General features: G+C 67.1%; 16 protein-coding genes. 8 read left to right on the forward strand and 8 right to left on the reverse strand.

Going from position 1 to position 18,035, the window contains the following annotated elements; translation table 11 throughout:
- Positions 1 to 28 precede the first annotated feature (28 nt).
- Together H3H55_RS32575 and H3H55_RS32580 are read right to left on the reverse strand one after the other, a co-directional pair.
- Positions 29 to 1,729: a dihydroxyacetone kinase family protein gene (locus tag H3H55_RS32575; RefSeq protein ID WP_193102320.1), complete on the reverse strand. Its 1,701-nt coding sequence runs from the start codon at positions 1,727 to 1,729 to the stop codon at positions 29 to 31.
- Between the two features lie 136 nt (positions 1,730 to 1,865).
- The gene (locus H3H55_RS32580; RefSeq protein WP_193102322.1) at positions 1,866 to 2,972 is read right to left on the reverse strand and encodes a sigma-54 interaction domain-containing protein; all 1,107 of its coding nucleotides are present in this window, start codon (positions 2,970 to 2,972) and stop codon (positions 1,866 to 1,868) included.
- A gap of 477 nt (positions 2,973 to 3,449) precedes the next feature.
- On the opposite strand from H3H55_RS32580, the gene msuE reads away from it, so the two are divergent.
- Both msuE and sfnG read left to right on the forward strand, forming a co-directional pair.
- The gene (gene msuE, locus H3H55_RS32585; RefSeq protein ID WP_193102324.1) at positions 3,450 to 4,010 is read left to right on the forward strand and encodes an FMN reductase; all 561 of its coding nucleotides are present in this window, start codon (positions 3,450 to 3,452) and stop codon (positions 4,008 to 4,010) included.
- A 36-nt stretch (positions 4,011 to 4,046) separates the two neighbouring features.
- Positions 4,047 to 5,150, forward strand: a complete 1,104-nt coding sequence (gene sfnG / locus H3H55_RS32590) for a dimethylsulfone monooxygenase SfnG (RefSeq protein WP_193102326.1) — start codon at positions 4,047 to 4,049, stop codon at positions 5,148 to 5,150.
- Positions 5,151 to 5,210: 60 nt separating this feature from the next.
- Here sfnG and H3H55_RS32595 read toward each other — a convergent pair whose 3' ends face one another.
- Positions 5,211 to 5,858 (reverse strand): LysE family translocator, encoded by a 648-nt coding sequence (locus H3H55_RS32595; RefSeq protein ID WP_129517593.1) that lies wholly within the window; start codon positions 5,856 to 5,858, stop codon positions 5,211 to 5,213.
- Between the two features lie 106 nt (positions 5,859 to 5,964).
- On the opposite strand from H3H55_RS32595, the gene H3H55_RS32600 reads away from it, so the two are divergent.
- Positions 5,965 to 6,816 (forward strand): LysR substrate-binding domain-containing protein, encoded by an 852-nt coding sequence (locus H3H55_RS32600; RefSeq protein ID WP_129517594.1) that lies wholly within the window; start codon positions 5,965 to 5,967, stop codon positions 6,814 to 6,816.
- 22 nt (positions 6,817 to 6,838) lie between these two features.
- On the opposite strand, the gene H3H55_RS32605 is transcribed toward H3H55_RS32600, so the two are convergent.
- A complete protein-coding gene (locus H3H55_RS32605) occupies positions 6,839 to 7,726 on the reverse strand; it encodes a LysR substrate-binding domain-containing protein (RefSeq protein ID WP_193102328.1) in 888 nt (295 codons plus the stop codon).
- A 164-nt stretch (positions 7,727 to 7,890) separates the two neighbouring features.
- Between H3H55_RS32605 and H3H55_RS32610 the strand changes: the two genes are divergently transcribed.
- Complete coding sequence (locus H3H55_RS32610; RefSeq protein WP_193102330.1) at positions 7,891 to 10,947, forward strand: FAD-binding and (Fe-S)-binding domain-containing protein; 3,057 nt, start codon at positions 7,891 to 7,893, stop codon at positions 10,945 to 10,947.
- Positions 10,948 to 11,033: 86 nt separating this feature from the next.
- Here the strand turns inward: H3H55_RS32610 and H3H55_RS32615 are convergent, their stop codons facing one another.
- The 3 genes from H3H55_RS32615 to H3H55_RS32625 all read right to left on the reverse strand — a co-directional run bounded on the left by H3H55_RS32615 (position 11,034) and on the right by H3H55_RS32625 (position 14,121).
- Positions 11,034 to 11,336: a hypothetical protein gene (locus tag H3H55_RS32615; RefSeq protein ID WP_048242522.1), complete on the reverse strand. Its 303-nt coding sequence runs from the start codon at positions 11,334 to 11,336 to the stop codon at positions 11,034 to 11,036.
- Positions 11,337 to 11,423: 87 nt separating this feature from the next.
- On the reverse strand, positions 11,424 to 12,578 hold the full coding sequence (locus H3H55_RS32620) for a branched-chain amino acid ABC transporter substrate-binding protein (protein WP_048242521.1): 1,155 nt from the start codon (positions 12,576 to 12,578) through the stop codon (positions 11,424 to 11,426).
- A 643-nt stretch (positions 12,579 to 13,221) separates the two neighbouring features.
- Entirely contained in the window at positions 13,222 to 14,121 is a 900-nt protein-coding gene (locus H3H55_RS32625) for a DMT family transporter (protein WP_193102332.1), read from the reverse strand.
- Between the two features lie 57 nt (positions 14,122 to 14,178).
- Here H3H55_RS32625 and H3H55_RS32630 point away from each other — a divergent pair, with 57 nt between their 5' ends.
- The 4 genes from H3H55_RS32630 to H3H55_RS32645 all read left to right on the forward strand — a co-directional run bounded on the left by H3H55_RS32630 (position 14,179) and on the right by H3H55_RS32645 (position 17,241).
- Positions 14,179 to 15,165, forward strand: coding sequence for a LysR substrate-binding domain-containing protein (locus H3H55_RS32630; RefSeq protein WP_193102334.1), 987 nt, complete (start codon positions 14,179 to 14,181; stop codon positions 15,163 to 15,165).
- Between the two features lie 157 nt (positions 15,166 to 15,322).
- Positions 15,323 to 15,994 (forward strand): nitroreductase, encoded by a 672-nt coding sequence (locus tag H3H55_RS32635; RefSeq protein ID WP_129517599.1) that lies wholly within the window; start codon positions 15,323 to 15,325, stop codon positions 15,992 to 15,994.
- Positions 15,995 to 16,054: 60 nt separating this feature from the next.
- A complete protein-coding gene (locus H3H55_RS32640) occupies positions 16,055 to 16,510 on the forward strand; it encodes a sodium:proline symporter (RefSeq protein ID WP_193102337.1) in 456 nt (151 codons plus the stop codon).
- Positions 16,511 to 16,740: 230 nt separating this feature from the next.
- The gene (locus H3H55_RS32645; protein WP_193103082.1) at positions 16,741 to 17,241 is read left to right on the forward strand and encodes a hypothetical protein; all 501 of its coding nucleotides are present in this window, start codon (positions 16,741 to 16,743) and stop codon (positions 17,239 to 17,241) included.
- Positions 17,242 to 17,321: 80 nt separating this feature from the next.
- Here the strand turns inward: H3H55_RS32645 and H3H55_RS32650 are convergent, their stop codons facing one another.
- Positions 17,322 to 17,969 carry a glutathione S-transferase family protein gene (locus H3H55_RS32650; protein ID WP_193102339.1) on the reverse strand — a complete coding sequence of 216 codons (648 nt, stop codon included), beginning with the start codon at positions 17,967 to 17,969 and terminating at the stop codon, positions 17,322 to 17,324.
- Positions 17,970 to 18,035: the final 66 nt, after the last annotated feature.

Genomic DNA, 18,035 nt, shown 5'->3' on the forward strand with positions numbered 1-18,035 from the left:
GGCCGGCCCGCATCGCCCGCGCCGCTGCTTACCGCACGTGCGGCTGCAACGCGCGCAACCAGTACGACACCGCCACGGCACCACCATCCGGCGTGCCGATCGCACGCTCGCCGAGATAACTCGCGCGCCCCGCGCGCGGCGTCATGCGCGCGGTTTCCTGTGCCCCCAGTTCGGCGGCTTCCACTGCCGCCGCCCATGCGCTTGCGGGATCGCGATCGTGGTCGAGCGCACGGTCGAACGCATCGGCGGCCGGCACCAGCGCATCGAGCATCGTCCGGTCGCCCGCGTGTGCGCCACCCAGTTCGCTGATCGAGTCCACCGCGCCGCGGAACGCCGCGGCCCAGTCGCGCGCCGACGGCTCGGCGATATCGGCCAGCCGGCGTGATGCGCGCAGCAGCGCGGTCGCATAGAACGGCCCCGAACTGCCTGCAATCGCACGGCGCAACGCGGCGCCGAGTGCCGCGAGCGCACCGGCCGGCGTGCCGTACGCGGTTTCCGGCAATTCGAGGATCGCCTGCGCGGCGCGCAGCATGCTCGCGCCGAGGTCGCCGTCGCCGGCCGCCGCATCGAGGTCGGTCAGCGTCTGTTCGTGGTCGATCAAGGTCTGCGCGACCGCGTGCAGCGCAGGCTGCAGTCGCGCGGCCCAGGCGCGGCCGGTCGCATCGAGCGGCGGCAGCGGCGCGTCGTGCGAATCGGCCGCGGCCACGCGGATCCGCGTATTCACGGCGCCGCCGCCCGGCCATGCGCGCGCCTGCGTCGGCGCGTCGAGTAGCGCCGCACGTTCGTCGTTCAGCCGCAGCACCGAAATCGAGCAGCCGGGCATGTTCAGCGCCGACAGGAACGTGCCGGCCCACGCGCGCGCGACGACGATGCCGCGCCGGCTCAGGTTGTCGTACGCGGTACGCAGCACGATCGCGAGTTCCATGTCCGGCGTCGCGCCGAGGCCGTTGACGAACAGCGCGACGCGTTCGCCGCTGTCGAGCACGAGATCGGCGGCGATGCTCGACAGCAGCGTGTCGACCAGCGCGTCGGCGGGCAGCGGCGTGCGGCGTTCGACGCCTTTTTCGCCATGGATGCCGAGGCCGAGTTCGATCTCGTCGTCGGCGAGGGTGAAGCCTGATTTGTCGGCGCCCGGGATCGTGCAGCCGTCGAGCGCGACGCCCATCGTGCCGAGCTCGGCCGCCGCGTCGCGTGCGATCGCAGCGACGCGGGAGAGCGGCAACCCGCGCGCGGCGGCCGCGCCGGCGAGCTTGTGGATCAGCACGGTGCCGGCGATCCCGCGCCGCTGGCCGCGCTCGACGCGGCCGCGCAGCGATACGTCGTCGGCGACGATCACGGTCTCGACCGGAATACCTTCCGCCCGCGCGAGTTCGGCGGCGAGCCCGAAATTGAGCCGGTCGCCCGTGTAGTTCTTCACGATCAGCAGCGCGCCGTTCGGGCCGGCGCTCGCGCGGATCGCGGCGAGCACGGCGTCGGTGGACGGCGACGTGAACACTTCGCCGCAGACGGCCGCGCTCAGCATCCCTTCGCCGACGTAACCGCCGTGCGCGGGCTCGTGGCCGCTGCCGCCGCCGGAGAGGATCGCGACGGGCCGCTGCGCGGGCTCGGGCAGCGGCTGGCGGACGAGCACGTGCTCGTCGCCGAGGATCGCAAGATGCGGCGATTGTCGTGCGATGCCTTCCAGCATTTCTCGCACGACATCGGACGGGCGGTTCACAAGCTTTTTCATGGCGACGATTCCTGACGGGTGAACGGGGCGCGGTCGGGCCTGCACTTCGCGCCACGATACATCAGGTCGGGTCGTCGTTGCACGGATCGCGGGCGCGATCGTGCGGTGCCGGCGCGGCGGCCCGCGCCGGATGCGGCTACTTCGTCGCCGCGATCTCCTTCGCGCGGATCAGCCGCGCGCGCAGCACATTGCGGCTGATGCCGAGCAGCCGTGCGGCCTGGATCTGGTTGCGGTGGCTGAACTCGAACGCGACGCGCATCACGGTGTCCTCGATGCGTTCGAACAGGTTGCCGTGCCCGTCGTCGAACAGGTCGCGCAGCGCGCGTTCGAGCGCGTCCTGCGCACCGTCGGACAAATCCGGCGCACGTGGCCCGGCCGCCGGCACGCACGGCGACGAAATGTGCAGGTCGGTGTCCTGCAGCGACTCGTGGCGGCTCACGAGCAACGCATGATGGATCACGTTCTCCAGTTCGCGGATATTGCCGGGCCAGCTGTGCGCCTCGAGCCGTCGCTCGGCGCGCGGATCGATGTTGCGCGGCCCGTAGCCGAGGCGGCTGCGATAGTCGTCGAAGAAGTGGCGCGCGAGCGGCAGGATGTCGCCCGGCCGCTCGCGCAGCGTCGGCACCGCGAGCTGCACGACGTTGAGCCGGTAGAACAGGTCGCCGCGGAAATGCCCGGTCGCGACCGCCTGCTGCAGGTCGACGTTGGTAGCGGCGACGACGCGCACGTCGATCGGTATGCCCGTGCGCGAACCGAGCCGCACGACCTCGCGCTCCTGCAGCACGCGCAGCAGCTTGACCTGCATCGACAGCGGCAGGTCGCCGATCTCGTCGAGAAACAGCGTGCCGCCGTTGGCGGCTTCGAACCAGCCCGGCTTCGCGCTGAACGCGCCTGTAAACGCGCCTTTCTCGTGGCCGAACAGCTCGCTCTCGACCAGCGTTTCGGAGAACGCGCCGCAGTTCACGGCGACGAACGGCTCGCTGTCGCGGTGGCTGAGGCTGTGCACGTGGCGTGCGATCAGCTCCTTGCCGGTGCCCGTCTCGCCGACGATCAGCACGTTCGCGTCGCTCGGCGCGACGAGGCGAATCCGTTCGAGCAGCGCGACCGAACGCGGATCGACGAATACCTGCGCACGGGCGCGGATCGGTGCCTGACGCGCGGGCAACGTCAACACGTGTGCGCCACGGGGCGCGGTGACGACGCGAAGGTTGAGCGGGCGCGGCGATGCGGAATGGGATGTCATGGCGGTGAACCGTTGGATGGCCGAGGGAAGCGATCCCGTGTCGACGGGTGCCGTGGTCCGGCTGCTGCGTGGTCAGCAGAGTGTTCACCGTTTCGCTGCGCGCTGAAAGTATCGATTTCTGATAACCAAAGTGCGATTGCCGCGCAGCGTGCAACGGTGCGGGAGAGCGAGAGGGTCATGCCGTCTATGCAGCGTATTCGACGTGATGACGCACGGCACGCTGCTGCCTGAGCAGCAGCGCGCAAGCGAGACTGCTTCGCCTGGTTCATCACGCCATGAAATATCGATGTGACACGTGCGTCGGAACGCTAACCACGATCGCGCATTTGGGCGAATGCGTTGTCGGTTGGGCGATCGCGTGAAATTTCGTGATGCAGATGATTGTCCCGACACACACGCGTGTGAATGGCACGCTCCTTGCTCACCCGAAGCGGTATCGCCGCATCGATACACGGCTCGACAACGGAAACGCATCGGATGAGCAACACCCTCAACGTGGTCGCAATATCGGGCGGCCTGCAACGGCCGTCACGCACGCTGGCGCTGACTGGCGCGATCGTCGCGGCGCTCGGCGCCGCGCTGCCGATCGATACACGACTGATCGAACTCGGCGAGATCGGCGGCCGGCTGGCCGGCGCGCTGACGCGCGCGCAGGTCCCGGCCGATCTCGAAGCGCTGATCCGCGCGATCGAGACGGCCGATGCGCTGGTCGTCGCGAGCCCGGTGTATCGCGCGTCGTACACGGGCCTGTTCAAGCACCTGTTCGACCTCGTGCGTCACGACGCACTCGTCGACGTGCCCGTGCTGCTTGCCGCCACCGGCGGCAGCGAGCGTCATGCGCTCGTGATCGACCATCAGCTGCGGCCGCTGTTCAGCTTCTTCCAGGCACGCACGCTGCCGATCGGCGTGTACGCGTCCGAAAGCGATTTCGATCGATATGAGATCACGAACCCGGCGCTGCGCGCGCGCATCGCGCTTGCCGTCGAGCGCGCGGTGCCGCAACTGCGCCCGCATGCGCTTTCCGCCGCGGCCGCGTAGGTCGCTTCCGTTTCCCCTCCCGACCAGGACACCTTCATGAGCCTTACCGACCCTTCCGCCGACGGCGTCAAATTCGCCTACTGGGTGCCGAACGTCAGCGGCGGCCTCGTCGTCAGCACGATCGAGCAGCGCACCGACTGGAGCCTCGAATACAACCAGCAGCTCGCGCGCACGGCCGAAGCGGCCGGCTTCGACTACGCGCTGAGCCAGATCCGCTTCACGGCCGGCTACGGCGCCGAATACCAGCACGAGTCGGTGTCGTTCAGCCAGGCGCTGCTGCACGCGACGACGAAGCTCAAGGTGCTGGCCGCGATCCTGCCGGGGCCGTGGCATCCGGCCGTGGTCGCGAAGCAGCTCGCGACGATCGACCATATTTCGAACGGGCGCATCGCGATCAACGTCGTGAGCGGCTGGTTCAAGGGCGAGTTCACCGCGATCGGCGAGCCGTGGCTCGAGCACGACGAGCGCTATCGGCGCTCGAAGGAATTCATCCAGGCGCTGAAGGGCATCTGGACGCAGGACAACTTCACGTTCAAGGGCGACTTCTACCGCTTCAACGACTACACGCTGAGCCCGAAGCCGGTGCAGAAACCGCATCCGGAGATCTTCCAGGGTGGCAGTTCGCGCGCGGCGCGCGACAACGCGGCGAGCGTGTCGGACTGGTATTTCACGAACGGCAATACGCCGGAGAACCTGAAGGCGCAGATCGACGACATCCGCGCGAAGGCCGCCACGAACAACCACCGCGTGCGGATCGGCGTCAACGCGTTCGTGATTGCACGCGACACCGAGGAAGAGGCGCGTGCCGTGCTCGACGACATCATCCGGCACGCGCACGTCGAGGCCGTGCATGCGTTCGGCGATGCGGTGAAACAGGCCGGCAGCGCGTCGCCGGAGCGCGAGGGCAACTGGGCGAAATCGACGTTCGAGGATCTCGTGCAATACAACGACGGCTTCCGCACGAACCTGATCGGCACGCCGCAGCAGATTGCCGAACGGATCGTCGCGCTGAAGGCGATCGGCGTCGATCTCGTGCTCGCGGGGTTCCTGCATTTCATCGAGGAGGTCGAGTACTTCGGCCAGCGTGTGTTGCCGCTCGTGCGCGAACTCGAGGCGCAACGGCAGGCGGTGGCGGCGTGATGGATGCGGGCCGATGCGCGGCGCGCGATTTCGTCGGCCCGCGCCGCGCCCGCGCGATACTCACGCCACGCCCGCCAGTTTCGATGCATCGACCACCATCTGCACGCCGAGGCTGCCGAGGATGAGACCCATCGCCCAGCGCTGCGCGAGCAGCAGCGTCGGGCGCCCGTGCAGGAACTTCGCGATGCTGCTCGAACAGATCGCCACCAGCCCGTTTGCGGACATGAACGCGGCGATCAGCAGCGAACCGAGAAACAGCGACTGGCCGAACACGCTGCCGCTCCGGTAGTCGATGAACTGCGGCAGCAGCGACACGAACAGCATCGCGAGCTTCGGGTTCAGCACGCTGGTCGTCGCACCCATCGCGAGCAGGCGCAGCGGCTGTTCGTTCGGCAGTGCCTGCACCTCGAACGGCGAGCGGCCGCCGGGCCTGACCGCCTGCCATGCCAGATACAGCAGATAAACCGCTCCTACCGCGCCCAGTATGCTGCCCGCATAGGGCACGCTCATGAACAGCGTCGTGATGCCGAACGCCGCGCCGAACATGTAGAACAGGTAACCGAGCATCACGCCGGCCAGCGAGATCAGCCCGGCCGTGCGTCCTTGCGCGATCGAGCGCGACATCACGTAGACCATGTTCGGCCCCGGCGTGACCGCGAGCATGCCGCCAATGACGAGAAATCCGTAGATCGATCCGGACGTATGCATGTTTTCCGCTTCCTGCAACGAGTGCTGACGGGATGGATTGTCCGACCGTGGAGGAGAACAGTAAAACGGGATAAACTGAATCGATTGATCAGATTTTCTGAATGCGATGAAGAAGCTCGACCTCGATGTGCTGGCGATGGTGGTGGCCGTGGCGGAATCCGGATCGTTCGCGCAGGGCGCGCAGGCCGTGCACCGGTCGCCGTCGGCGGTGAGCATGCAGATCAAGGCGCTGGAAGACGCGCTCGGCAAGCCGCTCTTCATCCGCGACACGCGCAACGTGACGGCCACCGACGACGGCAGGATGCTCGCCGAATACGGCCGCCGGATGCTGGCGATGCGCGACGAGGCGTGGGCATCGGTCGTGCGCCCGGAGATCCGCGGCCGCGTGACGATCGGCGTGCCCGACGACTACATTTCGTCGCTGCTGCCGCAGGTGCTCGGCAAATTCGCCGCGATGCATCCGCGCGTGGAAGTGCGCGTGATCGGCCAGCCGAGCAGCGCGCTCGTGCCGATGCTGAAGGACAACACGGTCGACCTCGCGTGTCTCACGCGGATCAAGGGCGTGACCGGCGAGCTGATCCGGATGGAGCCGATCGTCTGGACCGGGTCGCCGAAACGGAACGTGTGGGAGGAGCGGCCGCTGCCGGTGGCGTTCTTCACGCACGGCGGCAGCATGGCGCGCGATCACGCGATCAAGGCGCTGAACCGGCAGCACATTCCGTTCCGGATGTCGTACGAAAGCCCGAGCTACCTCGGGCTGCTCAGCATGGTCGAGGCCGGGCTCGCGGTCGCGCCGCTGGCGCGCTGCTGCGTTCCGGAACACCTCGTCCAGCTTTCGGAGAGCCATGGGCTGCCGCCGCTGGGCGAGCTCGAGGTCGTGCTTGCGCGCAGCGCGCAGTCCGCGCGGCCGCCGTGCGACTACCTCGCCGAGCAGATTCTCGGCGAATGGCGGACCTGACCGGCACGCTGCCGGCGGCGCTTCAGCACGACTTCAGCAGCCATTCGCGGAACGCGACGAGCGACGGCAGCGTTTCGTTCCCCGGCGGGTAGACGAGGTAATAGCTGCGCTGGCTGGTAATCGCGTCGCCGATCGACACGAGCTCGTGGCGGCTCAGTTCGTCCTCCACCAGCACCTTCGGCACCAGCCCGATTCCCATTCCGGCGCGCACCGCCTGAATCAGGTGCGACGTCAGCTCGAAGCTCGGGCCGATGCGCATCTGGCGATGGTCGAGCCGATAGTGCGAGAACCATTCGGCCCACGCCTGCTGGTTGCTCGTCACGCCGAGCAGCGTCTGCTTCGCAGCCCACGCCGGCGTGCGTGTGCCGGCCTTGCGGCTGCCCGCCTCGGGGCTCGCGATCGCGATCAGGAACTCGTTGTACAGCCGATGCGCATGCAGGCCGGGCCAGTCGCCCGCGCCGACGGTAATGGCCGCGTCGAGGTCGTCGTTGAGGAAATCGATGCCGCCGATCCGCGAATGAAGGTGCACGGTCACGCCCGGATGCGCGGCGTAGAAGTCGTGCAGGTGCGGCAGCAGCCATTTCGAGCCGAACGTCGGCAACGTCGCGAGCCGCAGCGTGCCGGCGCCCGCCTGATGGGACATCGCCTGCAAGGTCGCGCCGCGGATGCGCCCGAGCGCGCCGCTCAGCTCGGCGAAATAGCGGCGCCCGACTTCCGTCAGCTTCACGGAGCGCCCTTCGCGCCGGAACAGCGGCACGCCGAGCTGATCCTCGAGCGTCTGGACCTGCCGGCTGATCGCGCTCTGGCTCAGCGACAGCTCCTCGGCCGCGCGCGTGTAGCTTTCGTGTCGCGCGGCTGCCTCGAACACGAGCAGCAGCGACATGGACGGTGTGAGGCGACGGTAATTCATGAGTTTTATGCAATATTCGCCGGGCGAGAATTCGTTTGTTTCTCGCGGAGATTCCAAAGATACTGGAATTCCCGGTCGCGTGGAAACTTGCTCAAAACTCATGTTTTGGCGCAGGCAAGCACACCGGTTCCACCCACGTTGCGCCTTTGCCCCGCTTTTACCCCATGTCGATCGCCCCGTTGCCCCGTCCCGCCAGCCCGCCCGCGAACGCGTACCGTGACTTTCTCGCCGCGCTGCAGGCCGCCGGATTCGCCGGGGAAATCCACGCGGACCATGCGAACCGGACGGTCCAGTCCACCGACAACTCGATCTATCAGCGTCTGCCGCAAGCGGTGATCTGTCCCGCGCATGCGGACGACGTCCGGCTGCTGGCCACGCTGCTCGCCGAGCCCGCGCATCGCGACGTCAAAGTCGCCGCGCGTGGCGGCGGCACGGGCACCAACGGGCAGTCGCTGACCGACGGCGTGGTGGTCGACCTGTCGCGCAACATGAACCGGATTCTCGAAATCGACGTCGAGCGGCGCTGGGTGCGCGTGCAGGCGGGCGTCGTCAAGGATCAGCTCAATGCCGCGCTGAAGCCGTACGGGCTGTTTTTCGCGCCGGAGCTGTCGACGTCGAACCGCGCGACCGTCGGCGGGATGATCAACACCGACGCGAGCGGGCAGGGCAGCTGCACGTACGGCAAGACGCGCGACCACGTGCTCGAGCTGGATTTCGTGCTGATGGGCGGCGAGCAGTTGCACAGCGACGCGCTCGCGAACGACGAGCTGGAGCGCCGGTGTGCGCGGCAGGACCGCATCGGCAAGGTCTACCGCACCGCGCGGCGCATCAGCGACGACAAGGCTGCGCTGATCGAAGCGAAGTTTCCGAAGCTCAACCGCTGCCTGACCGGTTATGACCTCGCGCACCTGCGCGAACCCGACGGCCGCTTCAACCTGAACAGCGTGCTGTGCGGCGCCGAAGGCTCGCTCGGTTTCGTCGTCGAGGCGAAGCTCAACGTGCTGCTGATCCCGAAGGTTTCGGTGCTGGTCAACGTGCGCTACGCCGGCTTCATGGACGCGCTGCGCGACGCGCGCGCGCTGATCGAGCACAAGCCGCTGTCGATCGAGACGGTCGACTCGAAGGTGCTGATGCTGGCGATGAAGGACTTCGTGTGGAGCAGCGTGGCCGAGTATTTTCCTCAGGACGACCGGCGGCCGACGCTCGGCATCAACCTGATCGAGTTCAGCGGCGACGATGCGGAAGACGTCGATGCGCGCGTGCGTGCGTTCGTCGACCATCTGCGCACCGATACGAGCGTGGAGCGCCTGGGCCATACGCTCGCGGCCGGCGACGATGCGGTGAAGCGCGTGTATGCGATGCGCAAGCGCGCGGTCGGCCTGCTCGGCAACGGGCAGGGCGAGGCGCGTCCGCAGCCGTTCGTCGAGGATACCGCGGTGCCGCCCGAGAACCTCGCCGCGTACATCGCGGAATTCCGCGCGCTGCTCGACGGCCACGGGCTGCAGTACGGGATGTTCGGCCACGTTGACGCGGGCGTGCTGCATGTGCGCCCGGCGCTCGACATGAAGGATCCGCGGCAGGCCGCGCTGGTGCGGCCCGTGTCGGATGCGGTGGCCGAACTCACGCAGCGTCACGGCGGTTTGCTGTGGGGCGAGCACGGCAAGGGCGTGCGCTCCGAATATGCGCCGGCTTTTTTCGGCGAGCTGTATCCGTCGCTGCAGCAACTGAAGGCCGCGTTCGATCCGCATAACCAGTTCAACCCGGGCAAGATCGCGACGCCGCCGGAACCCGCGATGCGGCTGCTGAAGATCGACGAAGTGCCGACGCGCGGCGATCACGACCGGCAGATCGACGAGCGTGTGTGGCAGAGCTACGGCACCGCGATGCACTGCAACGGCAACGGCGCGTGCTACAACTTCGATCCGGACGACGCGATGTGCCCGTCGTGGAAGGCGACGCGCGAGCGCGTGCATTCGCCGAAGGGGCGCGCGTCGCTGATGCGCGAATGGTTGCGCCTGCAAGGGCAGGCCGGCGTCGACGTCGTTGCGGCGGCGCGTGCGCGGCAGCCATTCCTGAGCGGCCTTGCCGCCCGCTGGCGCAACAGCCGCGCCGCGCGCAACGGCGACGCCGATTTCTCGCACGAGGTGTATGACGCGATGGCCGGGTGCCTCGCGTGCAAGTCGTGCGCCGGGCAGTGCCCGGTCAAGGTCAACGTGCCCGAGTTCCGGTCGCGTTTTCTCGAGCTGTATCACCAGCGCTACCTGCGGCCGCTGCGCGACTACCTGATCGGCTCGCTCGAATTCACGATGCCGTGGATGGCGCGGGTGCCCGCGCTGTACAACGGGCTGATGCGTGCGGGATGGGTGCGCACGCTGCTGGAGCGGCAGGTCGGCATGGTCGACAGCCCGCTGCTGAGCCGCTTGGATCTCGCGGCCGTGATGCGCCAATGGCGCGTGAAGCCGGCCGACCCGCACGCGCTCGCGGCGCTGAACGAGGCGCAGCGCGCGCGCAGCGTCGTCATCGTGCAGGACACGTTCACGCGCTATTTCGATACCGAGCAACTGGCGACGCTGATCGAGCTGGCGGCGCGCATGGGCTTTCAGGTGTGGCTCGCGCCGCTCGCGCCGAACGGCAAGGCGCTGCATGTGCAAGGCTTTCTTCAGGCATTCGAGAAGGCGGCGATTCGCAACGCGACGCAGCTGGCCGCGCTGGCGCGGTCGGGCGTCGCGCTGGTCGGCCTCGATCCGGCGATGACGCTCACGTATCGGCAGGAATACCTGAAGGTGACGGGGCTCAGCGATGTGCCGACGGTTGCGCTGCCGCAGGAATGGCTGCTGCACGCGCTGCCGGAAGCGGGCGCGGACGGCGTGCCCAGCGTGTCCGGTGCGTACCGGCTGCTGCCGCACTGCACCGAGAAGACCAATGCGCCGGACAGCGGCAAGCAATGGGCGCAGGTGTTCGCACGTCGCGGGTTGCGTTTGCAGGTTCAGGCGACCGGGTGCTGCGGGATGTCGGGCACCTATGGGCACGAGGCGCGCAACCTGGACACGTCGAAGACGATCTATGCGCAATCGTGGGCTGCGCACGTCGCTGCGCCGGACGCGGAAGGCGAGGCGCTGGCGACCGGGTATTCATGTCGCAGCCAGGTGAAGCGCATGTCCGCGCGGCAGTTGCGCCATCCGTTGCAGGCGCTGCTCGATCACGTGCGGGCGGCGGGGTGACGATCGGGCGGCGCGTGTCGCGGTGCCCGTGAGGTGACGTCGAATGTCGAGCGGCTAGCCGTGCCGCACTCGACGCATGCCGCGGCTCACGCGTCGGCTTTCGCGGTTTTCCTTGCGCGCGGTTTGTCGGCCGCGGGAAACACGCCGACGCCGCGCGGCCGTTTCGGCTCGATCCGCATCTGCTTGATCACGCGCCGGAAGTCGATCTCGTGCGCGGCCAGCGTGCCGATCAGTTTCGCGATGACCGCGAGGTGGGACGGGACGGTGCCCTTGCTGGAATAGTTCGTGATGGAGCTTTCGTTCATCCGGATCAGCCGGGCGAACTCTCGTGCGGTCAGCTGCGCCTTTCTCAACTCCTGCTGAAATTCGGTATACGCCATTGCACACATGTTGCTTCGTCTCCGTGATTCAGAAATCGGCCCGCGCGGCGCCGGCGCCGACGGGTGGCGTTCCCGTCGTGCCGGCGCCAGGGCGGGTTACATCTTGACCTGGTCGAGGAAGGTCTTCTTGCCGCTCTTGTAGCCGTAGATCGAGATGATCCCGTGCGTCAGGTCGCCCTTCGAGTCGAAGGTCGTCGTGCCGATCACGCCGTCGTACTTCGTCCCCGGCATCGCCGCGAGGATCTTGGCCGGATCGGTCGAGTTCGCGCGCTTCATCGCATCGACCGCGATGTAGACCGCGTCGTACGCGAACGGCGCATCGAACTTGATGCCCTGGTTGAAGCGCTTCTCGTACTTCGCGACGAACGCCGCGCCGCCCGGCATCTTCTCGAGCGCCGCGCCGGCTTGCGAGCACAGCACGTTGTCGGCCGCCGGGCCGGCCAGTTCGGCCAGCGAGTCGGTGCACACGCCGTCGCCGGACAGGATCTTCGCGCGCAGGCCGAGCTGCTTCGCCTGCTTCGCGAGCGGGCCGCCGGTGGCGTCCATGCCGCCGTACATGATCGCGTCGGGGTTCTCGCCCTTGATCTTCGTCAGAATCGCGCGGAAGTCGACCGCCTTGTCGTTGGTCGCGTCGTGCGACAGCACCTTCAGGCCGAGTGCTTTCGCCTTCTTCTCGAACTCGTTCGCGAGGCCCTGGCCGTAAGCGGTCGAATCGTCGACCACCGCCACGCTCTTCACGCCCTTCGCCTGCGCATAACTCGCGAGCGCCGGGCCTTGCTGCGCGTCGGTTGCCACCACGCGGTAGGTCGTCTTGAAGCCTTGCTGCGTGTAGGTCGGGTTCGTGGCCGACGGCGAAATCTGCACGATGCCCGCATCGCTGTAGATCTTCGAGGCCGGGATCGACGTGCCCGAGTTCAGGTGGCCGATGACGGCGACGACCTTGTCGTCGACGAGTTTCTGCGCGACCTGCGTGGCCTGGCGCGGGTCGGCCGCGTCATCCTGCGCGTCGAGTTGCAGCGTGATCTTCTTGCCGCCGATCGTGAGCCCCTTCGCATTGATTTCCTCGACCGCGAGGCGCGCGCCGTTCTCGTTGTCCTTGCCGAGGTGCGAGATGCCGCCCGTCGTCGGTTCGACGCTGCCGATCTTCACGACCTGGTCGGCCATCGCGGTCGATGCGGCCGCAAACGCGGCGGCAGCCAGTGCGACGGTGATCAGGGGTTTGCAGCGCATGCCGACAGTGCTTCGTTCCATCTGCCATCTCCGATTTGAATGATCTTTCTATTGACGTCTCGACCGGCCGACGGCGAGGTCGGGGCGATCGGACGAGTCTCCATACCCATCATGGGCTTCGCTTGCATGGCATCCGGCGGTGTGACAGGCCGCCCGCGCGAGCGGGTGGGCGGACCCACGCCTGACGCCACGCAATTCGTATGAATATATCCGAAGCTGATTTTGCGCGCTGCGGCGAATTGCGTAGTGGGGCCGGCGCGGCGCGGGTCAGCGCCCGAATTCCGACGATTCCCGAGGCCCGAAATCGTGCGCCGCAGCGAGCCGAAGGCTGCAGTTCGCTGTCGATGGCCTTACGTCCGCATCCATTATTCGGCCGGTCGCCGGGGCGAATCCATGCACACTGACGTGCGGTCAATCGGGAACTGTTCGGTCGATTTGTCTGCACAGTTTGGACGTTCGCGGTTGCGCACCCGGATTCATCGAAAAGCTTCATCGAGCGCGATCTCCCTTAGATGCAACTAACGGTCAAGTCCGGCAGCGCCTGCGAATTGGCGTGGATCGAAAGCCCTCATAATTCGTTCGGTTTCGCAGAGACCGGGGCGCTTATGGACCAATCCGCTTCCGGATCGTCGGGCCGTCATGGCCGCCCGAAACAACCGCGATCCTAAGAACGCCCGCGCAATGCGACGAATATCACGCCTGCAATCGCCAGCAGGCCGCCGCACGCCGTCTCGATGCCCGGGCGCTCGCCCGTCAGCACCATCGACAAGAGCGTCGCGACCGCTGGCGTCAGATAGAGGAAGTTGGCGGCGCGTGCCGCCCCGAAGTAACCGAGCGCGAAGGTCCAGGTCGCGTAACCGAGCGCGGCGGGAAACACGCCGAGCACCAGGACCGCCAGCGTCGTGTCGCGCGACGCGCCGCCGAGCGACACGAGTGCGCCGGGCAACCACGGTGTGAGCAGCAGCGCGCCGGCCAGCAGCGTGTAGGCGGCGCAGGGCAGCGCGCCGTACACGGGAATCAGCCGCCGCTGCAACACGAAATAGCTGGCCGAACACAGGGCCGCGCAGAGTATCAGCGTGCTCCCGGAGCCGAGCACCAGGCCGCCCGGCTGTCCGTGCGCGATCACCGCGATGCCGGCAAGGCTGACCAGCGAACCGAACCATCCCCACCGGTTGAAGCGCTCGCGCAGAAACACGGCGGCCAGCAGCACCGTGAAGATCGGCAGCGTGTTCACGATGAAACTCGCTGCACCGGGCGACACGGTTTGCTCACCGGTATTGAGCAGCGCGTTGTAGAGTGCGATGCCGAGAAAGCCGCACGCGATGAAGCGCAACGCGTCGCGCTTCGCCGGCACGGGAGGCCGCCGCCACGCGAGCCATGCGATCACGAGCACGGCCGCGGTCGCGAAGCGCGCCGCCGCGAGTTGCAGTGGGGCCAGCCCATGCAGGCCGATCCGGATGAACGGGAATGCGGAAGCCCACGAGACGATCGTGAAAGCCACCGCGCCTGCCGCGACCAGCGGTTGACGCACGCCGCGCGACGAAGCCGAGGAAAGAGTATTCATGCGGCAATGGTGCGACGTGGCAAGATGCTAAGCTAGCGCACAGATCAACACCCGGATATGAATATGGCTCACAGCTCGTTTCCGCGGCGGGCTGACGGTCCGGTGCTTGAGCGTCGGGTAGCGGAGGCGCTGCCCGCAGGTTTGCCGACGTCGGGCCCGCGGCCGCCGCTGGCGAGCCTGGAGACGGTCTGCACGGTGGCGCGTCAGGGGTCGTTTCTCGCGGCCGCCGATGTTTCCGGCGTGACGCACGGTGCGATCAGCCGACGGGTGGCCGCGGTCGAAAACTGGCTGGGCATGGCGCTGTTCGAACGTCATGCACGCGGCGTGCGCCTGACGCCGGACGGGCAGCGCTTCGTCGGCCGGATCGAGCAGGCGTTCGCGATCATCGACAGTGCGGCCGATCAGTGGCGCTCGCCGCGTACGCCGCGACTGGTCCGGATGAGCGTGGTGCCGGCATTCGCGCAGCTCTGGCTGTTCGAGCGGCAGGGCGCGCTCGAGAGCGAAGCGCCCGCGTTGCGCATCGATCTCCATATCGATCTTCGCAACGTGGATATCGCCGGCGGCGAAGCGGATCTGTCGGTTCGGTACGGGCGCGGCAACTGGCGTCAGCTCGAAACCAGCACGTTCATGCCGGAGCGGCTTTATCCGGTCGCGCATCCGCGGCTCGCCGCGCAACTGGCCAGGGAGCGGCGGCGGCACGGCGATGCCGCGCTGCTCGATATGCCGCTCCTGCACGATTCCGACGTGACCGGATGGCGCACCTGGTTCGAGGCGCTGGGCATTCCGTTCAAGTCGCGTGCGCAGGATCGCCGGTTCGAGGATTACAACCTGGTGCTGGCGGCAGCCGAAGCAGGGCTCGGCGTGGCGCTGGCGCGGACGCCGCTCGCGGATGCGTATCTGAAGCGCAGCGCGCTCGTCCGGGTGAGCCGTCATGAGGTCGATTCGTTGCTCCGGTATCACTTCGTGCATGCGAAGGGGGAGAATCGGCCGGAGGTGCTCGCGTTGATGGAGCGCATGCGCGCGGCATTACGGGAAGAGGGCTAGATGGCGCGGTCGTGGCGACCTGTCACGAAGGGCCGTCTGGAGTTTGTGTACGTCTTTATAAGGTCGCTGACAATGCGGCCGCCGAAATCGGTGAGGTTGGAGAGATGAACGAGAATCGAGAATTTATGCAGCCGTTCGGATGCAAGGGAGGTCAACGATGAACCGACCAGACAACAAGTCGTCGAAAGCGCGTGCGGCGCTGGACCAACTGTTTTCGGGCATTGCGCCCGCGGACGCAAAGAGCGCGTCGCGTCCGGGCAATCCGTTCGAAGCGTCGGAAGACGAGGGGCCCGTTGGTCCCGGCGGTCGCGGCCGCGTTGAATGCACGCTGTCGACGAGAATCCAGTTGCGCGGCTATCCGGGTGCGGACGCGTTCATGAAACGCATGGCCGAAGCGTGGGGCCTGGAGTGGGGAACGTACGACAGCGTTCGAGCCGTGGCGACGCTGCCTGTCGGATGGCGCTCGCGCCGGCTTCCGGAAGTCACGCAGATCGTCGACGGACACGACGTGCTGCGCGCGGAGAGCAGCCTGCAGGGCGGCGAGATGTCGTACCTGAAAGTGCATCCGCGTTACTACATCGACGCACGCAAGGGGTTCGGCTGGGGCAAGTCGTCGAAGGCATCCGATGATCCGGATCTGGACGGCCCCGACTGGAACTGCTTCGTGATCGATCGCGAAAAATCGATCGAAGTGCACGAACTGACGACGTCATCGCTGAAAGCCGACATGGACAATGCGCGCGCGACGTTGCTGAAATGGCTCGACGAGCACTATCCCAACCATCGCGATCCTTTCGCGTACTGGTCGGACTGCGAACGGGCGTCGTAACGCTCGGTCGCGCACGGTCTCCGCTTCGATGCATCCGCTGCTCGCCAGGGTGGACGACAATTGAAACAAAACAGTCCGGTCCCGATTCTGTGGGCAGCGTTTGGCGCGGCGGTCGGATCGACCGTCATCGAATTGCTGCTCTGGTCGATCGTCGGCGATGACGCGATTCGGAACCTGTTTCGCGACGCGCGCCTCACGGCAGCCATCGTGATGGGGCGGCGCGTGCTCGGCGCGTCCACCGGTTTCGACCCGCTGGTGATGGGTGTCGCGACACTCGTGCATGCTGCGCTGTCGCTGGCCTATGCGGCCGTGCTGGCGAAGGTGATCCGCAGCCTGTCGCTCGCGCCCGCGCTGCTCGCGGGCGCTGTGTTCGGGCTCGTCCTGTACGGCGTCAACCTGTACGCCTTCACCGCGATCTTCCCCTGGTTCGTGCCGGTTCGCGGCGCGATCACGCTGGTGGCTCATCTGGTCTTCGGGATCACGGCGGCGGGCATCTACCGCGTCGTCAGACGCTGAATCGGACGCCTGATTCGGCCGCGATTGCCGCGCGTTCCAGCCGTTGTCATTCTCACCCCGACCCCGGGAATAACCGGGTGTGCTGCATCGTCTAAGCATCAGGAGACCCGATACGAAGCGGCGAGCCGTTCACGCCGCGCGATGAATCTTGCGCAAGCAATCCGATGCGCCAGGCGCCGCGAGCGACGCCATGGAGCAAGTGGTCGGGGGCAACCATGCAGGAGCCGATCATGTGCAACGTGTTTCGAGCCGGGATAGGGATCGTCTGTCTCGGTTTTTCCGCGTCCGTCCTTGCGCAAATGTATGACGATCAGCCGGACTACGGCACCACCTGCCGTGCGGTGGTCGCGCAGGCGAACATCGACGGCACGGATCAGCAAATCGTGGGGCGTGCATGCCTGCAAAGCGATGGCACGTGGCAGATCGTGCAAAGCGATGACGGCAGCGTGCTGTGGTATCCGGCTGCTGCCTATCCGTATGCCGACCCGTGGTACTGGGGGCCGCCGCTTTTCATCGGCGCGGGCGTGAGCTTCGTGTTCGTCGATCGTTTCCGTCATTTCCACCACTTCGATCACGTCGATCACTTCAATACGATGGGGCATCGCCGCTTCGGCACGCCGGTGGGCGCAGGCTTTCATCATGGTCCGTTCCCGGTTGGCGCGAGTCACGGGTTCGGCGGCACGCATCCGTTCGGTGGAATGAGCGGGGGCGGCGGAATGCGACGGCATTAAGGCCGGCAATCAGATAACGCGCGACACATGCGGCGCAGCCGGTCACGGCGAACTTCGGGAACGGGGCCGCCGGCACGCACCTAGTAATCGAGCCGGCCGCGCAGGTCGTCGAACGGAATCATCACGTGCGTGCGGAACGCGGGCCGCGCCTTCAGCCGTTCGTACCACGCTTCCACATGCGGCACGTGCGGCCGCGCGATATCGAGTTCGAAATAGCGATACAGATGCGTGCCGACCGCGATGTCGGCGAGCGTGATCGCGTCGCCTGCGAGAAACGGCTGCCCGGCCAGCACCGCATCGAGCGTCTGGAAATGCCGCGCGCACTGCGCGATGCTCTGCTCGACGCGCGCCGTGTCGCGCCGCTCGGGCGGCGTCCGGTAGAAGCCCCAGAACACGCCGGTCAGGAACGCCGGCTGCAGCGTGGTTTGCGACCAGTCCATCCAGCGGTCGGCGCGCGACTGTTCGGCGGGATCGTCGCGCCAGAAGCCGGGGCGTCCGTCACGCGCGGCGAGGTAGCGCAGGATGCTGTGCGATTCCCAGACGACCGTGCCGTTGTCGTCGATCACGGGCACCCGCCCGTGCGGGTTCATCGCGAGAAAGGCGGGCGTGTCGAGCTCGCCGAACTGCCCGCCGGCCGGCACATGACGATGCTCGAGCGCGAGCTCGTCGACGAGCCACATCACCTTCTGGACGTTGAACGAATTGCGGCGCCCCCATACGGTCAGCATGCCGGCCTCCTTGCGTCGGGTGGAACGGGAATGCGGACAGTGTAAACGCCGCAGGCGCGCACCGCG

The organism is Burkholderia sp. Z1 (assembly GCF_014893795.1).
Lineage (GTDB): Bacteria > Pseudomonadota > Gammaproteobacteria > Burkholderiales > Burkholderiaceae > Burkholderia > Burkholderia theae.

Coding starts and splice junctions, on each gene's coding strand:
- H3H55_RS32575 (WP_193102320.1), bottom strand. CDS start 1,729: ATGAAAAAGCTTGTGAACCGCCCGTCCGATGTCGTGCGAGAAATGCTG.
- H3H55_RS32580 (WP_193102322.1), bottom strand. CDS start 2,972: ATGACATCCCATTCCGCATCGCCGCGCCCGCTCAACCTTCGCGTCGTC.
- msuE (WP_193102324.1), top strand. CDS start 3,450: ATGAGCAACACCCTCAACGTGGTCGCAATATCGGGCGGCCTGCAACGG.
- sfnG (WP_193102326.1), top strand. CDS start 4,047: ATGAGCCTTACCGACCCTTCCGCCGACGGCGTCAAATTCGCCTACTGG.
- H3H55_RS32595 (WP_129517593.1), bottom strand. CDS start 5,858: ATGCATACGTCCGGATCGATCTACGGATTTCTCGTCATTGGCGGCATG.
- H3H55_RS32600 (WP_129517594.1), top strand. CDS start 5,965: ATGAAGAAGCTCGACCTCGATGTGCTGGCGATGGTGGTGGCCGTGGCG.
- H3H55_RS32605 (WP_193102328.1), bottom strand. CDS start 7,726: ATGAATTACCGTCGCCTCACACCGTCCATGTCGCTGCTGCTCGTGTTC.
- H3H55_RS32610 (WP_193102330.1), top strand. CDS start 7,891: ATGTCGATCGCCCCGTTGCCCCGTCCCGCCAGCCCGCCCGCGAACGCG.
- H3H55_RS32615 (WP_048242522.1), bottom strand. CDS start 11,336: ATGTGTGCAATGGCGTATACCGAATTTCAGCAGGAGTTGAGAAAGGCG.
- H3H55_RS32620 (WP_048242521.1), bottom strand. CDS start 12,578: ATGGAACGAAGCACTGTCGGCATGCGCTGCAAACCCCTGATCACCGTC.
- H3H55_RS32625 (WP_193102332.1), bottom strand. CDS start 14,121: ATGAATACTCTTTCCTCGGCTTCGTCGCGCGGCGTGCGTCAACCGCTG.
- H3H55_RS32630 (WP_193102334.1), top strand. CDS start 14,179: ATGAATATGGCTCACAGCTCGTTTCCGCGGCGGGCTGACGGTCCGGTG.
- H3H55_RS32635 (WP_129517599.1), top strand. CDS start 15,323: ATGAACCGACCAGACAACAAGTCGTCGAAAGCGCGTGCGGCGCTGGAC.
- H3H55_RS32645 (WP_193103082.1), top strand. CDS start 16,741: ATGTGCAACGTGTTTCGAGCCGGGATAGGGATCGTCTGTCTCGGTTTT.
- H3H55_RS32650 (WP_193102339.1), bottom strand. CDS start 17,969: ATGCTGACCGTATGGGGGCGCCGCAATTCGTTCAACGTCCAGAAGGTG.